Source organism: Saprospiraceae bacterium (assembly GCA_016710235.1).
GTDB lineage: Bacteria > Bacteroidota > Bacteroidia > Chitinophagales > Saprospiraceae > Vicinibacter.
The window spans coordinates 1866518-1886148 of the sequence record JADJLG010000001.1 but is presented as its reverse complement, the minus strand read 5'-3'; the positions used below and the strand labels follow the sequence as shown (position 1 = coordinate 1886148).

Here is a 19631-nt window from a genome sequence, read left to right as displayed (position 1 = left end):
GCCCCGTTTATGAAGATCAAGGACAAGTCCTTTAAAGTTTTTATTCGGGAAGAAGAAATCAGGAATAGAATAAGTAAAATTTCAGAAGATATCAATCAAAAATACTCCGATACCGAAATTTATGTAATAGGTATCCTTACCGGGGCTTATTGCTTTGCAGCTGATCTGAGCAGAGACCTCAGCATACCTTTTGAGATAAAATTTGTACAAATCCAGTCCTACATGGGTATGCAATCTGGTGGAGAAGTGCTCATCGGTAATATAGACCACCTCGATATCAAAGATAGACATGTTCTCATCGTCGATGATGTCCTAGAAACAGGCGAAACATTGTATCAATTCATTGAACTCATAAGCAAATCTAAACCTTGCTCTATAGCAGTTGCTACTTTGTTTTTGAAAACGGACCAAGTCAGACATGATATCCGTCCTGAATTTGTAGGATTCGAAATTGGACCCGAATTCATTGTGGGCTATGGTATGGATTACAATGGTGCCGGCCGGGGTCTCAGAGATGTCTTTATTCACGATCATGAAGCAATTTAATTCCAGTTCATTTTTGATTGTTTAAAAATAAACTGCCTCCTGCATCAAGTAAAAGTTATCCGTAAACAAATCAATTCTTTGGAATGTCTGCCAATGCAATTTTTTTGCACCATTTCTCTGCCTGAATCTGGTATTTCTTGTTTTCTTCCAACAGATTGAAAAAATAATTTTGATCAAATAACTTTGCACCCATAAATCTCAAATGCTCAGTATCCTGTTGACAATCTATGAATGAATAATTTCTGCAAATCAGCTCCTGACATAAGGCGAACAATGCAATTTTGCTTGCATTGTTCTCTAATGCAAACATACTTTCTCCACAGAACATTTTTCCAATAGCAAGTCCATATAATCCTCCAATCATTTTTCCATTATCATAAACTTCTACCGAATGTGCTATCCCCATCTCGTGCAATAAACTATAAGCATTGACAATGTCGCCATGTATCCAGCTTCCTGATTGTCCTTGTCTTTCAATAGATTTACATTTCAAGATTACGGCACAAAAGTCATCATCAAATCGAATTTCGAAACCCGACTTTCTTATAACTGATTTCAGGCTTTTATATAATCTAAACTCTCTAGGGTCTAGTAAAAGTCTTGGCATCGGACTATACCATTGAATGGGCTCGTCCACTTCATACCAGGGAAAAATACCGTTTTGATATGCAAGCAACAATCTCTCAGGACTTAGATCACCTCCTACGGCAAGCAAACCGCTGCGAATGGCAAGAGAGGGATGTGGAAATATTAGTTCCCTTTCCGGCAAAGCGTACACCGGCATGTTCTCAATATTAAACTTTGATACTTTCAATGACCGCATTCAAACCGCGATCGCAGAGTGCATCTTTCATCGGTTTGAGAATGGAGATAGGTGCTGTCTTGACAGTTGCTTTCCCTTTGTAGTGAACGAGCAAAGAAAGTTGCTCTGCTTGCTCAACACTGTGCTTACAAATCTCAACAAGCGACTGGATTACCCAATCGAAAGTGTTGTGATCATCATTGTAAACAATCAGTTCAGAGACCACAGTTGCGATATCCTCAAGCAACACATCTTCTTCAGATTGCGTCCAGGTATTGGTTTGTGAAAAACTCATTTGCTTTGGATTAGTTTGTGGTAATGGATTCAATAACTGTATTAATCTTGGCGAAATTAGGAATTTCAGAGGCATTCTCCAATATTTCAATATATTTAATTTCTCCAGTTCCATCTATCACAAATGCTGATCTCTTCGAAACTCCCAACAGACCCAAGCTAAATTCCTCATATAAACATCCATATGCTTTTGAAGCAGCTTTGTTAAAATCTGACAAAAGAAGGAAATTCAATTGGTGTTCTTCTTTATACTTAGCCAATGTAAAAGGTGAATCAACTGAAATGCCTACAACTTCTGCTTTTACATTTTGGTATCTTGTTATATCATCACGCATCATGCACATTTCTTTAGTGCAAGTCCCTGTAAAAGCAAAAGGAAAAAATAACAACAACACTGTTTTTCCCTCAAAATCAGAAAGATTTACTTCTTTTTTATCACTTGAAATCAGTTTAAAACTTGGAGCTTTATCGCCTATATGCAAAGGATTCATAATTATTTATTTCTTTAAAAGGGATGCAAATGTAGATATTTGTGGTCAATAAATCAGTGAATTGATAAAAATTCATCGTTCGTTTGTGTTTCTACATCTTGCAGTATTTCTTTTTGGATTTACAGGCATATTGGGAGAATTGATACAACTTTCTGCGATCTGGCTGGTATGGTGGCGCGCGCTGCTTACTTGTCTAATTCTTATACCAGTCCTTTTTTGGGAAAAAAGTTCCTGGCCTACACCAAAAAATTTGTTCAGGCTTATGGGAGTAGGAGCAATCGTGGGTTTACATTGGATATGTTTTTATGGATCAATTAAGCTGTCCAACTCATCCGTTGCAATGATATGCCTTGCCACCATTCCTTTTTTCACCTCATTGTTCGAAAGTATGATTTATCGACGTTCAATGAACAAAACAGACATATTATTTAGTCTTTTGATTTTGCCAGGAATCATTTTAATTGCAGGGGGTCTAAGCTTTGATTATCAGATTGGCTTGTGGGTCGGAATTGTAGCAGCAATGTTGTCAGGTTTATTTGCCACATTAAACAAAAAATATATCTCCACGGCAGGCCCATTACAAATCACTTTTCTGGAATTATTTTCAGTGTGGTTGATGTCAGGTTCTGTACTCATTATTTTAGATTATTTTCAGCCAAGCAACAAATTTATTCCAAATACCACTGACTCTTTTTATCTTATTTTATTATCTCTATTTTGTACTGTTGTAGCTTTTGCACTCACCGTCGCATCGCTCAGACATCTAAGTGCATTTACTGCGATGCTGGCATTTAATCTGGAACCTGTTTATGGGATTATTCTTTCATACTTTCTCATCAATAATAATAAAGACATGTCACTCCGATTTTATTCCGGTGTTGCAATCATATTGTTGGTTGTATTCACTTATCCTTTTGCAAAAAATAGAAGGAGAATTCCAGCGATTTAGTCTTATTTAATGACTAGATTCCATAAATAAGTGCGACAGTTAATAAAACATTCTTTTGGAGAAAGACCTATTATAAAAATAGGTACTTTCCCCTCAAGATTTTTAACTGTACACAAATGTATAAACAAATCACCTACCCTCAAAGGGTATTAATTGAACAATTTAAAAGGCAAGGAATGAGCATTATTCAGATTGCTGTGGAATTAGGATATCATAGAAGCACTATATATCGGGAACTCGATAGAAACTCTTCACCTGGTTCATACAAGTTATATGGAAGCGCAAGAGCTCAGGATCGGAGTGAACAGAGAGCACAAGGAAAGGGAAGGAAGAATAAAATTACAAGCGATCTTAAAAGCAAAGTGGATCAATTACTTAAAATCAAGTGGAGCCCAGAGCAAATCGAAGGTCGAGCGAATATTGATAAGTATGAAAGGGTTAGTAAAGAGTGCATATATCAATATGTATATGAAGATAAAAGGAAAGGAGGTGATCTATGGAGTAATTTAAGACATTCCCACAGAAGTAGGCGAAGACGCAAAAATACCTATAAACAAAGGGGAATTATCAAAAACAGAGTATGTATTGAAGATAGACCAAAGATTGTTGAATCTCAAAAAAGGTATGGAGATTGGGAAGGAGATACTATAGTAGGAAAGAATCATAAGTCCCAAATTGCCAGTATGGTGGAAAGAAAATCCTTGTTTGTCAAGATCATTAAGCTGGAGTCCAAAGAAGCTAAATTCACAGCCAAAACAATCAGTTGCAAATTGAAAAAATATAAAAACTTATGCCATACAATTACATTAGACAATGGAAAAGAAAATGCAGATCATCAAACATTGGCAAAAGCATTGAATACTAAGATATACTTTGCTCATCCATATTCCGCTTATGAAAGAGGTTGCAATGAAAATATCAATGGTTTAATACGACAATACTTGCCAAAAAATCAGACTTTTCCATGCTCAAGCAAACTGACTTGGATCGAATTGAATCCCAAATAAATAATCGACCAAGAAAAAAATTAGGCTACAAAACACCAAATGAAGTATTTTTGAACCTTGTCGCACTTAAATGTTGAATTCAGCATGAAATAAAACATTCTAAAAAACTATTTTTTATACAAAAGCTAAAATAATAAACAAGCATATCCTTTTTCACGTTCAATAAGTAAATCAACTTAAAAAAATCTAAATATATGGCATTTCAACTTCCTGCTTTAAATTATGATCCACAAGTATTAGAGCCACATATAGATGCTCGTACTATGGAAATACATCACGGAAAACACCATGCTGCCTATGTCAACAATCTCAATGCTGCTATAAAGGACACACCGATGGATCAAATGGAAATTGAACCATTGCTTAAAAATCTGGATTTGACAAATGCTGCTGTGAGAAATAACGGTGGTGGACATTTCAATCACTCCATGTTCTGGAACTGGCTATCTCCTCATGGCGGAGGAGAACCGAATGGTGAATTAGCTAACCAGATAAACGCAGTGTTTGGCTCTTTCACCGGAATGAAAGAAAAATTTGCACAGGCAGCCATGACAAGATTCGGGTCTGGTTGGGCTTGGTTATGTGTCCATCCGGGAGGAAAGCTTGAGATATGCTCTACCCCAAATCAGGATAATCCATTGATGTCAGGGTTAGGTTGTGGAGGTTATCCCATCTTGGGTCTGGATGTGTGGGAGCATGCCTACTATTTGCTCTATCAAAATCGAAGAGCTGACTATATTAATGGCTTCTTTAATGTGATCAACTGGGCATTTGTCAATCAACTGTATCAGTCTCACAAATAAAATGACAAACTTATATAGTTCAGATGTCTCGGATCTCCAGTGAACTCTGCCTGACTGACTATGATGCTTTAGAGTTTGCTAACAATTTCGATGTCGATGGCATCGAAATTTGCAGTGATCTCAGTTGTGGTGGACTTACTCCATCGATTGGATTTGTCAAAAAATGTGCTGAAAACTTCAAAGGTGAAATAAGTGTATTAATCAGACCTCGTAAAGGAGATTTCATTTATTCAAGAGTTGAAAAATCAATCATTTTCGAGGACATTTCAGCTTTTCAAGACATAGGTGATTACTGCTTTGTCATCGGTGCTCTGGTGGATGGTAACACTATTGATGAAACTTTCCTCTACGAGTTGCGTGAGGAATTTGGCTATCAAACCAAACTTTGCTTTCATCGAGCATTTGAGGCGGTGCCCGATGTTGAAGAAGCAATGAGGATCTTGAAGAAATATAAGGTCCAAAGATTACTTTGTTCTGGGAGAAACAAATCTCCAATGGAAGACGCGATTCATTTTAAAAGACTTATGGAATTGTCGTCAGGTGAGCTGCAAATCATGGCCGGTGGAGGAATTCGTGCAATCGGGTTAGTCGATTTTTTGAAAGAAACATCAGTCGACAGAGTCCACTTTTCAGCTATTCCGAAATCCGATTCAAATCAGCAAAATTCTAGAGAAATACCGCAATACGATACTTTTGTTTCAATATTGGATGCGATCCATCAAGCATCAATTTAATTTCCAAAATACTGCTGGATGAGGTGGGTTTGGCTCTTGTAAGTTACAGATATATTTTCTCTGGTAAACACTTCAGCTGTATTACCATATCCGATGAGCTTTTGATTGATCAAAATTACTTTGTCAAAATACTGCTGTACACTATCCAAATCATGATGCACCACGAGAATTGTTTTACCTGAAGCTGCCAGTTCCTTCAGAGTATCCATGATGATCTTTTCTGTCTTGACATCTACACCCACAAATGGTTCGTCCAACAAGAAAATTTCTGGCTCCTGGCACAATGCGCGAGCGATAAACATACGCTGCTGCTGACCACCAGAAAGTTCACTGATATGACGCTCTGCCAGATCAGTGATATCCAATTTTTTTAATGACTCCTCCACTTTTTTATGGTCATCTTGGGAGAAAGATTGATACCATTTTTTTGAGCTGAATCTACCGATAGAAACGATGTCTTTCACCCGGGCTGGAAACTCCCAATCGATATCATCTTTCTGGGGAACATATGCGATTTGCATAAGCTGAGATACGTGATCCCGGTCCTCAATTAAAATTTCTCCTGCGTTTGGTTTAATTTCGCCCAGGATGCATTTGAATAGGGTTGATTTCCCTGCGCCATTGGGACCGATCAGACCATAAATATGTCCGCGCTCAATGTTCAGATATATGGAATGTAAGACCTTTTTGCTCTGATACGCTACAGTCAGGCCCTTAATCTGAATAGAATACTGGTTTGAAGCTTTCATAATAATCATTTGAACACTAAATCATTTCCCTCCTGGCATTATTTTTTTTGACTTTTAACTAAATAAAGAAAAGCATAAAAAAGTAAAAGGTAAATTCCAATCAAAGATGAATATACGGCAGTAGGTGAAAGTAATTTTTCTTGATGGGTGAAATTAAATGAACCGGTCAAGGCTCGCACGATAACATCAGTGTTATGTCTCAACATTTTTTGATAATCAGAAGCCGGACTCTTCTCGTCACCCAAAGAATCTGCATACAGACTTCCTCCTATCGAAATACTGTTTTCTTCCCGAATACTTTGTATCAGTTTAGGATTGACTGTACTCTCTGTAAAAATAGCCGGGATTGCTCTTTTCTTAATCAGTGCGTTGATAGATATCAGGTCTCCGGCTTGTACATCAGCATCTGTAGATGTGCCCAGGAGTGAATGCAACTCTAAGCCATATCTCAAACCATAATAATGAAATGCATCATGTGATGTTACCAATACTCGATGTTCAGCAGGAATCCGTTGAATCTGCTGCAATATGTACCTATCCAGATCTTCCAATTGTTTGATATAAACTCCGGCATTAAATTGATATTCTTTGCTGTGGGCGGGATCGAAGGTGACTAAAGCATTGGCGATATTTTGAGCGTAGATAGCTCCATTTGATGCAGTCATCCATGCATGTGGATCATAAGCACCCGGATGTTCAGGATTAGACAGGGCTTTGACCCCTTTTGTTATTAATACCTGAGTGTGCTTAGCTGAAGAATTTCGAATCAATTTGTCCAACCAACCTTCAAAGCTCAAACCATTGACAAGAATGAGTTGAGCTTCATTCACTTTAAAAAGGTCATCAGGTGTGGGTTCGTAAGAATGAGGGTCTGAACCTACAGGGACGATCAAGTCCACCTGCACAAACGGGCCTCCTATCTGTTCGGCCAAATCTTTCCACATGGATGCAGTCGCCAAGACCTTTAGCTTTTGAGCAGCTAATTGATCTAATTCTGCCCCGAACCAAATGATCAAAATGATGAGCGCCCTCATGTGATATTTTTTACGAAAATTTGTCTCGCATACTGATTGCTGATTGAAATGCTGGCATCCAACTCATTGATGATCAGACAGCTTCTGTCAAAGGCGTTGACGGATTTGAGCCTTATGCATCGCCCCGGTGTCATTTTATGTTCTGAAAGAAATTTCAAAAAATCTTCTGATTGTTGTCTTACAGCAATAATCTGGTAGATCTCATCACCGGGAACGATCTCAGACAAGATCAGGTGTGACCTCATGGTTATATTGCCTTGGGCATTTGGGATCGGGTCTCCGTGTGGGTCAAATTTCGGCTGCCCTAAAAACTGATCCAGACTATCGATCAATGCCTCAGATCTGATATGCTCCAATTGCTCTGCCAATGGGTGCACTTCAGCCCATGAAAATCCCAACTTATCATGAAGGAAAGTCTCCCACAATCTATGCCTTCGCAACAACTGCAGTGCGACCACTTGCCCCTCTTTGCTCAGCTTTACACCGTAATACTTTTGATATTGAACCAGCTTTTTCTCCGCCAGTTTGTGCAACATATCGGTCACTGCAGGCGCCGAAGTTTGCATTTCTTCGGCTATGGATTTGGTACTGACTGTTTTATCTCCAGAATAATTGGCTATTTTGTAAATTGCCTTCAGATAATTATCTTCAGCAGCACTTGTCATAATTTATTATAAAATTTAAGCAAATCTAAATTATTTTTTAACATATTAAAATAAAGATATGGTTACATTTGAAGAATTCAGCGATTTGGTCAAAAACAGAAGAGCAGTCTACCCTCAGTTTTATCAACCGGGAGAGATCGATCCAAAACTAATCAAAGCCATGCTGGAAAATGCCACTTGGGCGCCAACCCACAAGAAGACAGAGCCCTGGAGATTTGTAGTCATCACCGGTCAGGCGAGATCACGTTTCAGCGAATTTTTACAGAATTTTTACAAAAAAACGGCTTCACCAGAAACTTTCAGTGAAGAAAAGAGGAAAAAAGCAGGAGAAAAGCCTTTACAGTCTGCCGCAGTCATAGCCATTTGTATCAAAAGAAGTCCTGAAACTCTCATCCCGGCTTGGGAAGAAACCGCTGCCCTGGCTTGTGCAGTTCAAAACTTGTGGTTATCCTGTAGTGTGCTCAACATCGGATCATATTGGTCTACTCCTTCGGCCATTAAGGATTTTAATGATTTCTATCCCTTAGATGAAACGACTGAATGCCTTGGGTACTTTTTTATGGGATGGAAAAAACCGGAATTGCAGTTCAACTCCTCTCGAAAGCCAGTTGAGGACGTCACCAGCTGGGTTGACGCTTAGTTTAGATCCTTCTATTTATTCCAAATTGATAAGCTCATTCATTTGGTTAAACTTTTGCTAAAAAAAGTGAACTTTGTGCTTTGATGAGTCTTATTTAAGCATTATCGCGTTTATACTCAACAAATGAAGCAAAAAATGGAATATAAAAGATCCTGGTTATTTTTGATGCCATCCTTTATACTGGTGATTTGTCTGACAGCTTATTGCCGCACAGAACCTGAACCAAAATCTCGCGAAGGCCTGCTACTGAAGAGCGTTTATGACATCCTTCAAGGATATCATTACAGTCCACAAAATGTCAATGACGATTTTTCGCAAACGGTATTTAAAGAGTATTTACTCAACCTGGATGCCGGAAAACGCCTGTTTACATCACAGGATCTAAATCTTTTGGAATCAGAAAGAATGCTCATCGATGACCAGTTCAAGAATGGTGAAACTTCATTCTTTGATAAGTCTAATGATTTGATGGACAAAGCCTTGGAAAAAGCAGAAAGCTATTTTTATTCATTCATTGATATGCCTTTCGTATTCAAATCAGAAGAAAACATTTCTTTGGATGAAGAGATCAGACCATACGCAAAAGATGATGCAGAGCTCAAGGATTTCTGGCGAAAATCAATCCAATATGAATTGATGAGTCGATATTATGATGACAAAAAAAATCTCGAAAAAGAAAACAAAACCAAACCAGCAGACAGTCTGGAAATTGATATTAGAAAAGAAGTCAAAGATAATTTCGAAGGGTGGTTTAAAAGGATGAAAGAATTCAAACGCAATGATCGTTTTGAAATCTATCTCAATACATTGACACATCAATATGATCCACATACAGACTACCTCTCTCCAAAAGATAAAGAAGATTTCAATATCAACATGACCGGTAAACTGGAAGGAATCGGAGCCCGACTGCAAACTGACCGTGAATATACTAAAGTGGTATCCATTGTTCCGGGTGGCCCGGCTTGGAAACAAAAAGATCTCGAAAACAATGACCTCATTCTGAGCGTACAGCAAAAAGATCAAAATCCAGTTGACATCAAAGGGATGGTGATCGATGATGTCGTTAAAATGATTCGCGGTAAAAAAGGCACAATCGTCACACTCAAAGTCAAGAAATCCAGTGGTGTGGTAAAGGATATAACAATTACGAGAGATGAGGTCATCATGGATGAAGGATTTGCCAGGTCGGCAATTATCGGTGTGGATAGTTTGCTTTCGCACGTAGGCTACATCAAATTGCCTAGATTTTATGCAGACTTTGACAATCCTAATGGTCCAAGTGCAGCTAAAGATATCGCGAATGAGCTGAAAAAACTAAAAGCTGAAGGTGCTACGAGTTTGATATTGGACCTAAGAAACAATGGCGGTGGATCCCTGCAAGAAGTTGTTGAGATGGCTGGTTTATTCATCGAGGAAGGACCAATCGTGCAGGTACGTAGCCGTGGCAATATAAGTCCATATATGGATCCTGACCCTTCTGTACATTTTGATGGACCAATGGTAATTCTGGTAAACAGCAACAGTGCATCAGCTTCAGAAATTATCGCAGCATGTCTTCAGGATTACAAACGAGCGGTAATTTTAGGTGGTGAATCTACATTTGGAAAAGGTACTGTCCAGCGATTTGTAAATCTGGATCGGACTGTTAATCAAAATGTGATTCAACTCGCTTCAGGTGGTGATCCTATCGCTGTAAAACCACTTGGTGAAGTAAAAATCACGATTCAAAAATACTATAGGGTAAATGGAGGTTCTGTTCAATTGAAAGGTGTTGAACCAGATGTTTTGGTACCGAATTATTATACCTATCTGGATAATGGCGAAAAAGAATACGAGCATCCAATGCCATACGACGTAATCAAAAAAGAAAATTACGTTCAAAATGTATTTTCAATTTCCAATTTAGATGAAATTAAAGCCAAAAGCAAAGACAGAATAAAAAACAATCCGACATATAGTTTGATTGATGAAAATGCTAAAAGGTTGAAAAGTCTCAGAGATCAACAAGTTTTTCCTTTGAATTATGACAGATTTGCTGGTATAATGAAAGAAAGGAATGAATTGGCAAAGAAGTTCGAGAATCTGGGGAAAGATGTGATTCCACATCTGAAGAGTACAAACCTTCAATCCGATATGGATTATATCAATATGGATTCCAGCAGAGTGGGAAGAAATGAAGATTTTTTAAAATCTATTTCAAAAGATCAGGAAATCTTAGAGTCGATTTATGTATTGAATGATGTAAAAAAACAAAAATAATCCGTTTCAAGAAATTATATTTTTTGAGACAACAATGATTTTTAATTTCTTCTTTTTTATCATAAACATACATGAAGAAAATAGTTTCTCTTAATGCGAATGGACTAAGATCAGCAATGCAAAAAAATCTTCATGGATGGCTTGAAGAAAATGGATTTGATTGCGTCTGCATTCAAGAGACAAAAATGGACCAAAGCATGGCAGATGAACACCTGTTTGGTTCTCAAGGATATCGTGCCTACTGGTCATGTGCAGAAAAAAAAGGCTATAGCGGCGTGATGACGCTGACCAAGGAAGAACCCCTTTCAGTGGTACATGGATGCGGCATCCCCGAATACGACAGGGAGGGAAGATTTGTACTTTTGGACTTTGGACAATGGAGTTTGCTCAACGTTTATATTCCCTCAGGCTCTTCAGGTGAAGACAGACATGAGTTTAAAATGAAATTCCTGGATCGGACTTTGCCGTTTTTTAAAGAATGTATCCGAAAATATAAAAATCTGATCGTGGTAGGCGATTACAATATTGTGCATGAAGATATTGACATCCACAATCCAGAACGAAAGGATATGCCGAGTGGTTTTCGACCGGAAGAAAGATCCTGGCTACATACTTGGTTTTCGGAATTATTCGTAGATAGTTTTAGAGTAATACACCCTTCTGTACAAGAATTTAGTTGGTGGAGTTACAGGGCAGGATCATATGACAAAAACAAAGGTTGGAGGATAGATTATCACTCCATCACGCCTGGATTAAAAGACTCAGTAAAATCGTTTGAGCATCAGAGGAAATATAGATTTTCCGACCACTGCCCATTAGTGGCGGAATATGAAATTTAAATAAGCTCCTCTGAATCCATTTCGATAGGATACCCACGAATTTTCTAAACGAGATGCAGTGCCGACTCCGTTTTCAATTCACTTTGATGAAAAAATAAATTTTGTTGGACATCATAATGATATTCTCTGCTATAAGTCCTCCAGTTAAGCCTGATATCATGGATAGCATCCAATATGTAATCGATCTCCTGATCTGTCATCACAGGATGTATGGATAATCTGATCCATCCGGGTTTCTGACTATGGTCACCGCTGTCAATCAATTCGCAAATGGAGTGAGATTGTTCGATGGGAATTCCAAAAAGAATATGTCCGTACGTTCCAGCACAACTGCAACCACCACGCATTTGGATACCATACCTGTCATTGAGTAGTTTGACTCCAAGATTATAGTGCAAATCTTTGATAAAAAATGAAAATGCGGCAATGCGATGTCTGATATTGCCAGCTAAAATATGAACATCTTCTAAATCAGACAAAGAATCAAAAATGCGATTGAACAATTGCTCTTCGCGTATTTTGATTTTGATCGGATCAAGTTTCTCTTTCAACCGGATGGCAAGCGCGGCTTTTATGGTCTGATAAAAAGGCGGCGTGCCTCCATCCTCTCTTTCTTCGATAGAATCCACATAATGATGCTCTCCCCAAGGATTGGTCCATTTTACGGTACCGCCTCCGGGTTGATCAGGAATGTGATTATGATATAAACTTTGACAAAAGATCAAAATGCCTGGAGTACCAGGCCCTCCTAGAAATTTGTGTGGCGAAAAGAATATTGCATCTAATTTTTGGAGTGGATTTGCCGGGTGCATGTCCATATGAATATATGGGGCGCTGCATGCAAAATCTACAAAACAATACCCACCTTGTCTGTGAATGATTTCTGCGATTTGGTAAAATGGAGTAATCACTCCAGTCACATTAGAACAGGCCGTGACTGAGGCTATCTTGAGGGATCGATTCTGATACTGAATGAGTAAATTCTCAAATTGACCCAGATCAGGTAATCCTGAATCATCATATGGAATGAGGACAACCTCACAGATGGATTCCAACCATGATGTTTGATTGGAATGATGTTCCATATGAGTGATGAACACTACCGGTTTTTCAATTCGCGACCAATCCAAAAAGGAGTGCAATTGTTCAGGACATTTTAGACCCAATATGCGTTGCAACTTAGCAAGTGCACCTGTCATGCCAGAACCACAGAGAATGATTGCGTCGCTGTCCGATGCATTTACGTGTTTTTTGATTGCTTCCTTAGCCTGATGATAAGCGCGGGTCATGAAAGAACCTGTGAATGTAGCTTCGGTGTGCGTATTGGCAAGAAAGCTGCCATAAGTATTCAACAACTCTTCTTCTAGCGGCTTGTATAATCTGCCGCTGGCTACCCAATCCGCATAAATCAGTGGTTTTGGTCCATTGACAGTCGGAATCTCGGAGTCAAACCCCACTATATTCCGGGCAAATTCGGCAAAATGAGACTGAAGATCTAAGTTGGCCATAGGGCAAATTTAATGAATTCAGTGGCTTTCTAAATCGAATTTCTTCAAATTGAATCTGGAAATCAGGCCTGGTCTTGAACAAAATGATTGCTGTAAGCTAAATATCTGGCTGTACATATCCGGAAGAATTATAATAATATTCACTTATTCCCGTTTAAATTTTAAAGGAAGTATCATATCTTTGCTTTATTAATTGTCCATTTTCGCTTGTGGATTATCCCGTTTTCATTCAAAATTAACGAATCATTAAGAATCTTTTGGCGTTTTGATACGTCTCTCTTATGGATTGAGCAAAATCAGAAAATTTTATTAACCAATTTTAATTTATATCCAATGAAAGTATTTCAAATGTTCAGCATGGCGGCAGTGATAGCGATGATCGCATTGTCTTCTTGCAGCAGCTCTAAAAAAGCAGCAGATTCAGCTTCATCTTCAGAGCTTTCCATGATCGACCAAAAAGTACAAGAGCTTGCAGCTAATTCAAATTTTACAGAAAAAACTACCGAAGTTAAAGTTCCTGAAAAGGCAACTATTTCTATCTGGAGTGACGCTGAAGGGCAAATTCAAAAGATTACCAAAGTAGCTATGACTCCAGGAGGAGAAAAGAGAGTCGATTATTTTTTCAGCGACAACAACTTGGTTTATAGTTATCATACCACTAAAAACAGCTTGAAACAAAAAGGAAAAACGATTTTCGAAGACACAAAGTATTATTTTGGAAACAACAAATTGTTGTCAGCGATGAGCAGGACAACCAATGTCAGTTCAAAATCATTAGATGAGGCAGAGGCAAAAATTGCTAAGTCAAAATTCAAATCTTTCACTCCAACTATTAATGTGCTGAGAGATGAGCTTGCAGTAATCAAAAAACTAAAGCAAACTGTAAAATAATTTAACTAAACTATAAATATCAATATAATGAAAAAAATCTTATTCTTTTTAAGCCTTGGACTATTGACATTTGTTGCTTGTAATCCAGATGATAATAATACAACAACAGATGGTCCGGTAATTGACTTTGTATCCGGATCAGGATTTATAAGTGGAAATGCAACAATCAAAAGAGATACTGTTTTCAGTATTAAAATAGATGCTACAAAAGGTACAAAGCAATTGAAAACGATCTCAATTCTGGAAGGTGGTGTTGCCATTACAGATTTTAATAGAGTTCAGATCAATGCAGTAAATATTTCTGCCAACCCTACATTACTGTTCAATACAGAAAAAGATGGTTTGGATGATTGGATCATTTCTATAAAATCCAGTTCAAATGTGGAAACTTTAGAATATACTGTTGAAGTAGAAGATGAAGCCGGACTGACGGATGAAATTAATTTTTCTATCACTACATTTGGAACGGTTGTTATAGAGTCTTCAGCTCTTCAAGTTAATAATTTGGATGGACCTGATAAAAGTGGGGTGGATTTATCTAATTTTAAGGTTGTTGTATCCTCGGATGCTACAGCTAACATAAAAGATCTAGGAAACGCAATTAACTCTACCAATTGGCTGCATAGAATCGGAGGTACAAATGGAGCAAAACTAAGAAATTTCCCAGCCTCAGTAACGTATCTAAGTTTGAAATTTAGCGATGATATCAAAGCGGCATATAATGCAGGTACAGATGCAGCCAACAATGACGTGCTTTGCGATCCGACAACAGAATTTTTAGTAAATGTTGGCAATACTGAATATTATGCAATTAAAGTTGCTAGCGTAATTGAATCAAATACAGACAACAGAGACTATACAGTAATCAAAGTAAAGAAATAACTGTTAACCAATTATAATATACATAAAAAAAGCCGGAAATGATCATCCGGCTTTTTTTATGTATATTATTGAACTCAGATTTTGTATTTGGCCTTCTATTACAAGTCAAATCATATGAAAAATCAAAGCTCTTCAATTAGAAAAGTGTTTAACGAACTATTCTTCTTGTTTTTAAACTAGCCAATTTGCTGCAAACGATCCTGAACAAACTCGTGTAACTCCTTACCTGAAAGCATTTGGTTTTCAATCATCGCCAGTTGGATTAAATAATTGACTAAATTATTCTTTTCATCATCATTTTGTTCTTTCTGCAACTTATCACAAATCAATGAGTGATTGGCATTGACAACTACTGTATAGCTGTCTTTAAATGGGTTTGCTTCATCTCCCTTCATAAAGTGCATCATGTGTTGCATTTCACTCATTCTTCGCATGAATTCAGGTCTGACGATCTGGATCGGTGGATCACTTGGAGACAGCGATTGCACCAGCGTCTGAGATGACTTATTCTGACTGCTTTGTTTGAACAAGTTCTCTACAGCTTTCATCTCTTCCTCACTCAGGACGGACTCAGCAACAGATTCTTTTTCTATCAGCTTGTCTATTGTATCTGCATCTACTCTTTTGCATTGGAGTGATTCTTTGTACTCCAGATGTTGAATAAAATGGTTGTCTATCACATTATCAAAAATGACTACATCATATCCGCGATCTGTGCATTTCCTGATCGATGCAAATTGGCTGTGAGGATCCGAAGAATACAGCAAATTCAATTTTTGGTTCTTATCCGTTTGGAGCTCTTTTATTTTCTCCTTGTATTCTTCCAATGTAAAATACTGCTTCTCTGAATTTTTTAACAATGCAAATTGATGGGCTTTCTCTGCGAATTTGTCATCAGAGATCATACCATACTTGATAAAAACTCCAATATCATCCCATTTCTTTTCAAAATCAAGCCTGTCTTTTTTAAATAAATCGTGTAGCTTTTCAGCCACTTTCTTGGTGATATAGCCTGTTATTTTGCGAACCTGCTGATCAGATTGTAAATAAGACCTAGATACATTGAGTGGAATATCCGGTGAATCGATCACTCCATGGAGAAGCATTAAAAACTCAGGTACAATCTCTTTTACATCATCAGTTACAAATACCTGATTGCTGTAAAGGTGTATCTTGTTTTTCTGAACTTCAAGTTGATTTTTAATTTTTGGAAAATATAATATTCCGGTCAGATGAAACGGATAATCAATATTCAGGTGTATCCAAAATAAAGGCTCAGGTGAAAATGGATAAAGTTCCTGATAAAATGAAATATAATCCTGATCCGATGCTTCTGAGGGCGATTTCTTCCATAGTGGAGAGATATTGTTGATGATGTTAGGGACCTCTACATCTGTTTCTACATCATCAACAGTATGCTTTTCTGTTTTTGTGCCAAGTTGGATGGGAATGGGCAAAAACTTGCAGAATTTCTCGAGTAGCTCTTGAATCTTGTAATTTTCACTGAACTCTACTGAATCCGCTGATAGATGAAGGACGATGTCTGTTCCTCTGTTTTCCTTGTCTGTATTTTCCAGTGTAAAGTCTGTGTCTCCGGCACAAGTCCATTTGACTGCTTGAGCACCATTCTTATAAGATTTGGTAATGACTTCCACTTTATCGGCAACCATAAATGCCGAATAAAAACCCAATCCAAAATGCCCTATGATATTTACTTCGTCCTTGTACTTTTCCAAAAATTCCTGTGCAGAAGAGAAAGCCAACTGATTGAGATATTTTTTCACTTCCTCTTCATCCATTCCTATACCATAATCTCGTATGGTCAGTGTTTTACTTTCTGCATTCGGAATGACTTCTATTTTAAGCTCTCCAAGGTCACCTTTAAACTCGCCTTTGGATGATAAGGTCCTGAGTTTATTGCTGGCGTCTATCGCATTTGAAATCAATTCCCTCAGGAAAATCTCGTGTTCGGAATAAAGGAATTTCTTAATAATCGGAAAAATGTTTTCCGTTTGTACTGATATTTTACCGCTTTGCATGTAATATAATTTTGACCTGTACGGTCAAAGCGTGTGCCAGCCCAGATTATCTGCCAGAATGGCAAGCAAGCTGTCAGGTAAACCTAATTATAGGCATTTTGTCCTACCTCCATCCACAGGTAAGTTGATTCCATTAATATAGGAAGCGAGCGGTGAAGCAAGAAACAGAGCAGCTGATGCTATTTCCTGCGGCTGTCCAAATCGACCCATTGGTATACTTGAGCTAAGTTGACGTACTATTTCAACTCGCTCCAGAGATTTAATTTGTTGCTCTCGCCGTATGATCTCTTCCAATCGTTCGGTTTGGGTTGCACCAGGTAAGATATTATTTACTGTGATGTTGTATTGTCCCAATTCGTTCGCTAGTGTTTTTGCCCAAGAAGCAACAGCTGCTCTTATCGTATTGGAAACTCCTAAATTATCTATGGGTTGTTTGACTGAAGTAGAGATAATATTGATAATTCTCCCATAAGATGCAGCCTTCATCCCTGAGATCAAAGTGGAAGTGATGATTTGATTACAAATCAAGTGCTGTCGAAAAGCATCTAAATATTCTTCTTCTTCAGCCTTGATAGCTGGTCCGGGAGGAGGCCCTCCCGTATTGTTGATCAAAATGTGTATCGGACCTTGCAATGCTAACTGGTGAACCCTCATTCTAACTTCCTGAGTTTGTTTGAGGTCCAATACCAGATACTGATGAGATGAGACCGGAGGTCCTGAAAGCTCCTTCATGAGTTCAGAAAGTTTTTCAGCATTCCGAGCTACTGCAGTAACTCTAGCTCCTGCTTTTGCCAGAACTATGGCACATGCTCTTCCTATGCCCTGACTTGCACCGCAGACGAGCGCATTTTTTCCTGAGAGGTCTATTGAAATCATCTTTACTTTATTACGCTTACACTTCCTTTAAATTGATATTTTTCTATCCCTGAATTGCCTGACACAGAGTATTTTAATTTCCCAGAATATATATAACTCTCCGGAGGTAAATTATTGTCCGGACTCCATCTTTGCTGGATGTCATTTGTTTCAAACACTTTATCACCCCAACGATTAAAAATAAAGAGTTGATACTCTGCGATTCGACCTATCAATCCCGGTGGAACAGCAGGACCGAAAGTGCGATTCACCTCCTCACCGTTGATGATGATGGTGTTTGGAAATCGGATTGGAGTACAATTGGCTGTCGCTTTAACGTCTATCTTTCCTTTTATCTCGCCACAAGGGCAATCTAAAATCAACTCGTATATTCCCGGGCTGAACACCTTGATTTCTGAATCTGTCGCTCCGTTTGACCATTTTTGTATCAGGCAACCCTTGGGTAACGATGCCCTCAAAAAAGTAGAATCAGAATAACATATCTGCCCAACATCTGAGGTGATAATGAAGTCTTTCTCGTAATCAGGAGTATCTACTTCGAAGAACAGGCTTTCAGATTGACAGCGCCATTTGTATTGAAGTTCAAACTTGCCGGGTTCCGAAATCTCAAATGTATTTCCGGTACTTCCATCCGGCCATAAAAAACCCAGGCACTCTCCGTCACAAACAGCCTCCACTTGCAAGGCCTTTCCAGGGCACAATGAAAGCAAGCCTTTGAGCTCGACATTTGGCTTTTTATCCACCACTAAAGCGATGTCCTCTCTGAATGAACTGCAGTCTTTTCCAAATTTATACTCCACCCACAAGGGTGCTGATTCACCCCCGATCTCAGTTAAAAATTGATTTGAGCCATTACTCCATAATACCTCATAGATACCGGAGCTATCCAAGCTGATTTTCACTTTCTGCTGATCGCATACTCTTACAGTGTCAGGAGCTCTGTTTTCAACTTGATCAATCAAATGGAGGTCGAAATCATCAACTATATAATATGGATATGCCTGATCCAGATTTGCAATTGGTTTGCTTGCAACCAACAAGGTATCAGCTTCTCCCCAGCTATTCATTCGCCCAACTATCATCTGGTCTTCACCACCACATGCAATAAACTCAAAAGTGAATTTACGGTAATGATCGCTCAAAATATAATCGCGATCCGGTGTGGTAAATTGCGCTTTTAGTTTGGATAATGGCTCAGCTTGGGGAAAATTTGCTTTTCCGTTCTGGAAATAAATGCCTATTTCATCCAAAGCATAACTCATCCCATTTGGAAATAGGCGTATATAAAAACTGCATTGATATTTGGCACCGGCAACCAAAGGAGATTCCAAATGATTTGCCAAGTACTCAAACTTTTTATATCCCACAAAAAAACCACCGTGCAACTTTCCGGAATTTGGCAGATCAGATTTAAAATCTGAAGTCCCATATGTTGCAGCATACCAGTCTATCGGATCATTTGCACCACTGTTAATTCCCAATTCAAAAAAACCGTTCTGACATTTCGCACAATTCTCAAATCCCGGATTCGGTATTAAGTTTTGAGCAAGTAGAAATCCTGACGTCAGCCACAAAAAGTTGAAAAATGCTATTTTCAATAAGTTTTGCATCTTATGGTTT

The 19631-nt window shown here is 38.3% G+C and carries 20 protein-coding genes; 10 read left to right on the top strand and 10 right to left on the bottom strand.

All coding sequences use genetic code 11. The features are described 5' to 3' along the window. The first annotated feature begins 9 nt into the window (after positions 1-9). Positions 10-546: a hypoxanthine phosphoribosyltransferase gene (gene hpt, locus IPI99_07705; protein MBK7340396.1), complete on the top strand. Its 537-nt coding sequence runs from the start codon at positions 10-12 to the stop codon at positions 544-546. Positions 547-616: 70 nt separating this feature from the next. Here hpt and IPI99_07700 read toward each other — a convergent pair whose 3' ends face one another. The 3 genes from IPI99_07700 to IPI99_07690 are packed head-to-tail and all read right to left on the bottom strand — an operon-like array spanning position 617 to position 2133. Then, entirely contained in the window at positions 617-1330 is a 714-nt protein-coding gene (locus tag IPI99_07700; GenBank protein ID MBK7340395.1) for a leucyl/phenylalanyl-tRNA--protein transferase, read from the bottom strand. A gap of 10 nt (positions 1331-1340) precedes the next feature. Further along, on the bottom strand, positions 1341-1643 hold the full coding sequence (locus tag IPI99_07695) for an ATP-dependent Clp protease adaptor ClpS (GenBank protein MBK7340394.1): 303 nt from the start codon (positions 1641-1643) through the stop codon (positions 1341-1343). A gap of 10 nt (positions 1644-1653) precedes the next feature. After that, positions 1654-2133: a redoxin domain-containing protein gene (locus IPI99_07690; protein ID MBK7340393.1), complete on the bottom strand. Its 480-nt coding sequence runs from the start codon at positions 2131-2133 to the stop codon at positions 1654-1656. Between the two features lie 85 nt (positions 2134-2218). Here IPI99_07690 and IPI99_07685 point away from each other — a divergent pair, with 85 nt between their 5' ends. The 4 genes from IPI99_07685 (at position 2219) to IPI99_07670 (ending at position 5626) form a co-directional block, all read left to right on the top strand. Further along, a complete protein-coding gene (locus IPI99_07685; protein MBK7340392.1) occupies positions 2219-3082 on the top strand; it encodes a DMT family transporter in 864 nt (287 codons plus the stop codon). Between the two features lie 116 nt (positions 3083-3198). Further along, positions 3199-4089: an IS30 family transposase gene (locus IPI99_07680; protein ID MBK7340391.1), complete on the top strand. Its 891-nt coding sequence runs from the start codon at positions 3199-3201 to the stop codon at positions 4087-4089. Positions 4090-4283: 194 nt separating this feature from the next. Next, positions 4284-4892, top strand: coding sequence for a superoxide dismutase (locus tag IPI99_07675; protein MBK7340390.1), 609 nt, complete (start codon positions 4284-4286; stop codon positions 4890-4892). A gap of 23 nt (positions 4893-4915) precedes the next feature. Further along, complete coding sequence (locus IPI99_07670; protein ID MBK7340389.1) at positions 4916-5626, top strand: hypothetical protein; 711 nt, start codon at positions 4916-4918, stop codon at positions 5624-5626. Here the strand turns inward: IPI99_07670 and IPI99_07665 are convergent. Genes IPI99_07665 through IPI99_07655 form a run of 3 tightly spaced genes read right to left on the bottom strand, consistent with a single transcriptional unit; the run spans position 5623 to position 8074 of the window. Then, complete coding sequence (locus tag IPI99_07665; protein ID MBK7340388.1) at positions 5623-6375, bottom strand: metal ABC transporter ATP-binding protein; 753 nt, start codon at positions 6373-6375, stop codon at positions 5623-5625. The genes IPI99_07670 and IPI99_07665 overlap by 4 nt on opposite strands. Positions 6376-6413: 38 nt before the next feature. Continuing rightward, positions 6414-7409, bottom strand: a complete 996-nt coding sequence (locus tag IPI99_07660; GenBank protein ID MBK7340387.1) for a zinc ABC transporter substrate-binding protein — start codon at positions 7407-7409, stop codon at positions 6414-6416. After that, complete coding sequence (locus IPI99_07655) at positions 7406-8074, bottom strand: metal-dependent transcriptional regulator (protein ID MBK7340386.1); 669 nt, start codon at positions 8072-8074, stop codon at positions 7406-7408. The genes IPI99_07660 and IPI99_07655 overlap by 4 nt, the downstream gene beginning before the upstream one ends. A 58-nt stretch (positions 8075-8132) precedes the next feature. Here IPI99_07655 and IPI99_07650 point away from each other — a divergent pair, with 58 nt between their 5' ends. From IPI99_07650 to xth, 3 genes are all read left to right on the top strand, one after another. Next, positions 8133-8714, top strand: a complete 582-nt coding sequence (locus IPI99_07650) for a nitroreductase (protein ID MBK7340385.1) — start codon at positions 8133-8135, stop codon at positions 8712-8714. A 135-nt stretch (positions 8715-8849) separates the two neighbouring features. Then, positions 8850-10976: a carboxy terminal-processing peptidase gene (locus tag IPI99_07645; protein ID MBK7340384.1), complete on the top strand. Its 2127-nt coding sequence runs from the start codon at positions 8850-8852 to the stop codon at positions 10974-10976. Between the two features lie 71 nt (positions 10977-11047). Then, positions 11048-11815 carry an exodeoxyribonuclease III gene (gene xth / locus IPI99_07640; GenBank protein MBK7340383.1) on the top strand — a complete coding sequence of 256 codons (768 nt, stop codon included), beginning with the start codon at positions 11048-11050 and terminating at the stop codon, positions 11813-11815. A 44-nt stretch (positions 11816-11859) separates the two neighbouring features. Here the strand turns inward: xth and IPI99_07635 are convergent, their stop codons facing one another. Continuing rightward, positions 11860-13323 (bottom strand): aminotransferase class V-fold PLP-dependent enzyme, encoded by a 1464-nt coding sequence (locus tag IPI99_07635; GenBank protein MBK7340382.1) that lies wholly within the window; start codon positions 13321-13323, stop codon positions 11860-11862. Between the two features lie 333 nt (positions 13324-13656). On the opposite strand from IPI99_07635, the gene IPI99_07630 reads away from it, so the two are divergent. Beyond that, on the top strand, positions 13657-14214 hold the full coding sequence (locus IPI99_07630) for a hypothetical protein (GenBank protein ID MBK7340381.1): 558 nt from the start codon (positions 13657-13659) through the stop codon (positions 14212-14214). Positions 14215-14241: 27 nt separating this feature from the next. Then, complete coding sequence (locus IPI99_07625; GenBank protein MBK7340380.1) at positions 14242-15096, top strand: hypothetical protein; 855 nt, start codon at positions 14242-14244, stop codon at positions 15094-15096. Between the two features lie 176 nt (positions 15097-15272). On the opposite strand, the gene htpG is transcribed toward IPI99_07625, so the two are convergent. The 3 genes from htpG to IPI99_07610 form a co-directional block, all read right to left on the bottom strand. Next, positions 15273-17135: a molecular chaperone HtpG gene (gene htpG, locus IPI99_07620; GenBank protein MBK7340379.1), complete on the bottom strand. Its 1863-nt coding sequence runs from the start codon at positions 17133-17135 to the stop codon at positions 15273-15275. 87 nt (positions 17136-17222) lie between these two features. Beyond that, the gene (locus IPI99_07615; GenBank protein MBK7340378.1) at positions 17223-18011 is read right to left on the bottom strand and encodes an SDR family oxidoreductase; all 789 of its coding nucleotides are present in this window, start codon (positions 18009-18011) and stop codon (positions 17223-17225) included. 2 nt (positions 18012-18013) lie between these two features. Beyond that, on the bottom strand, positions 18014-19621 hold the full coding sequence (locus tag IPI99_07610; GenBank protein MBK7340377.1) for a gliding motility-associated C-terminal domain-containing protein: 1608 nt from the start codon (positions 19619-19621) through the stop codon (positions 18014-18016). Positions 19622-19631: the final 10 nt, after the last annotated feature.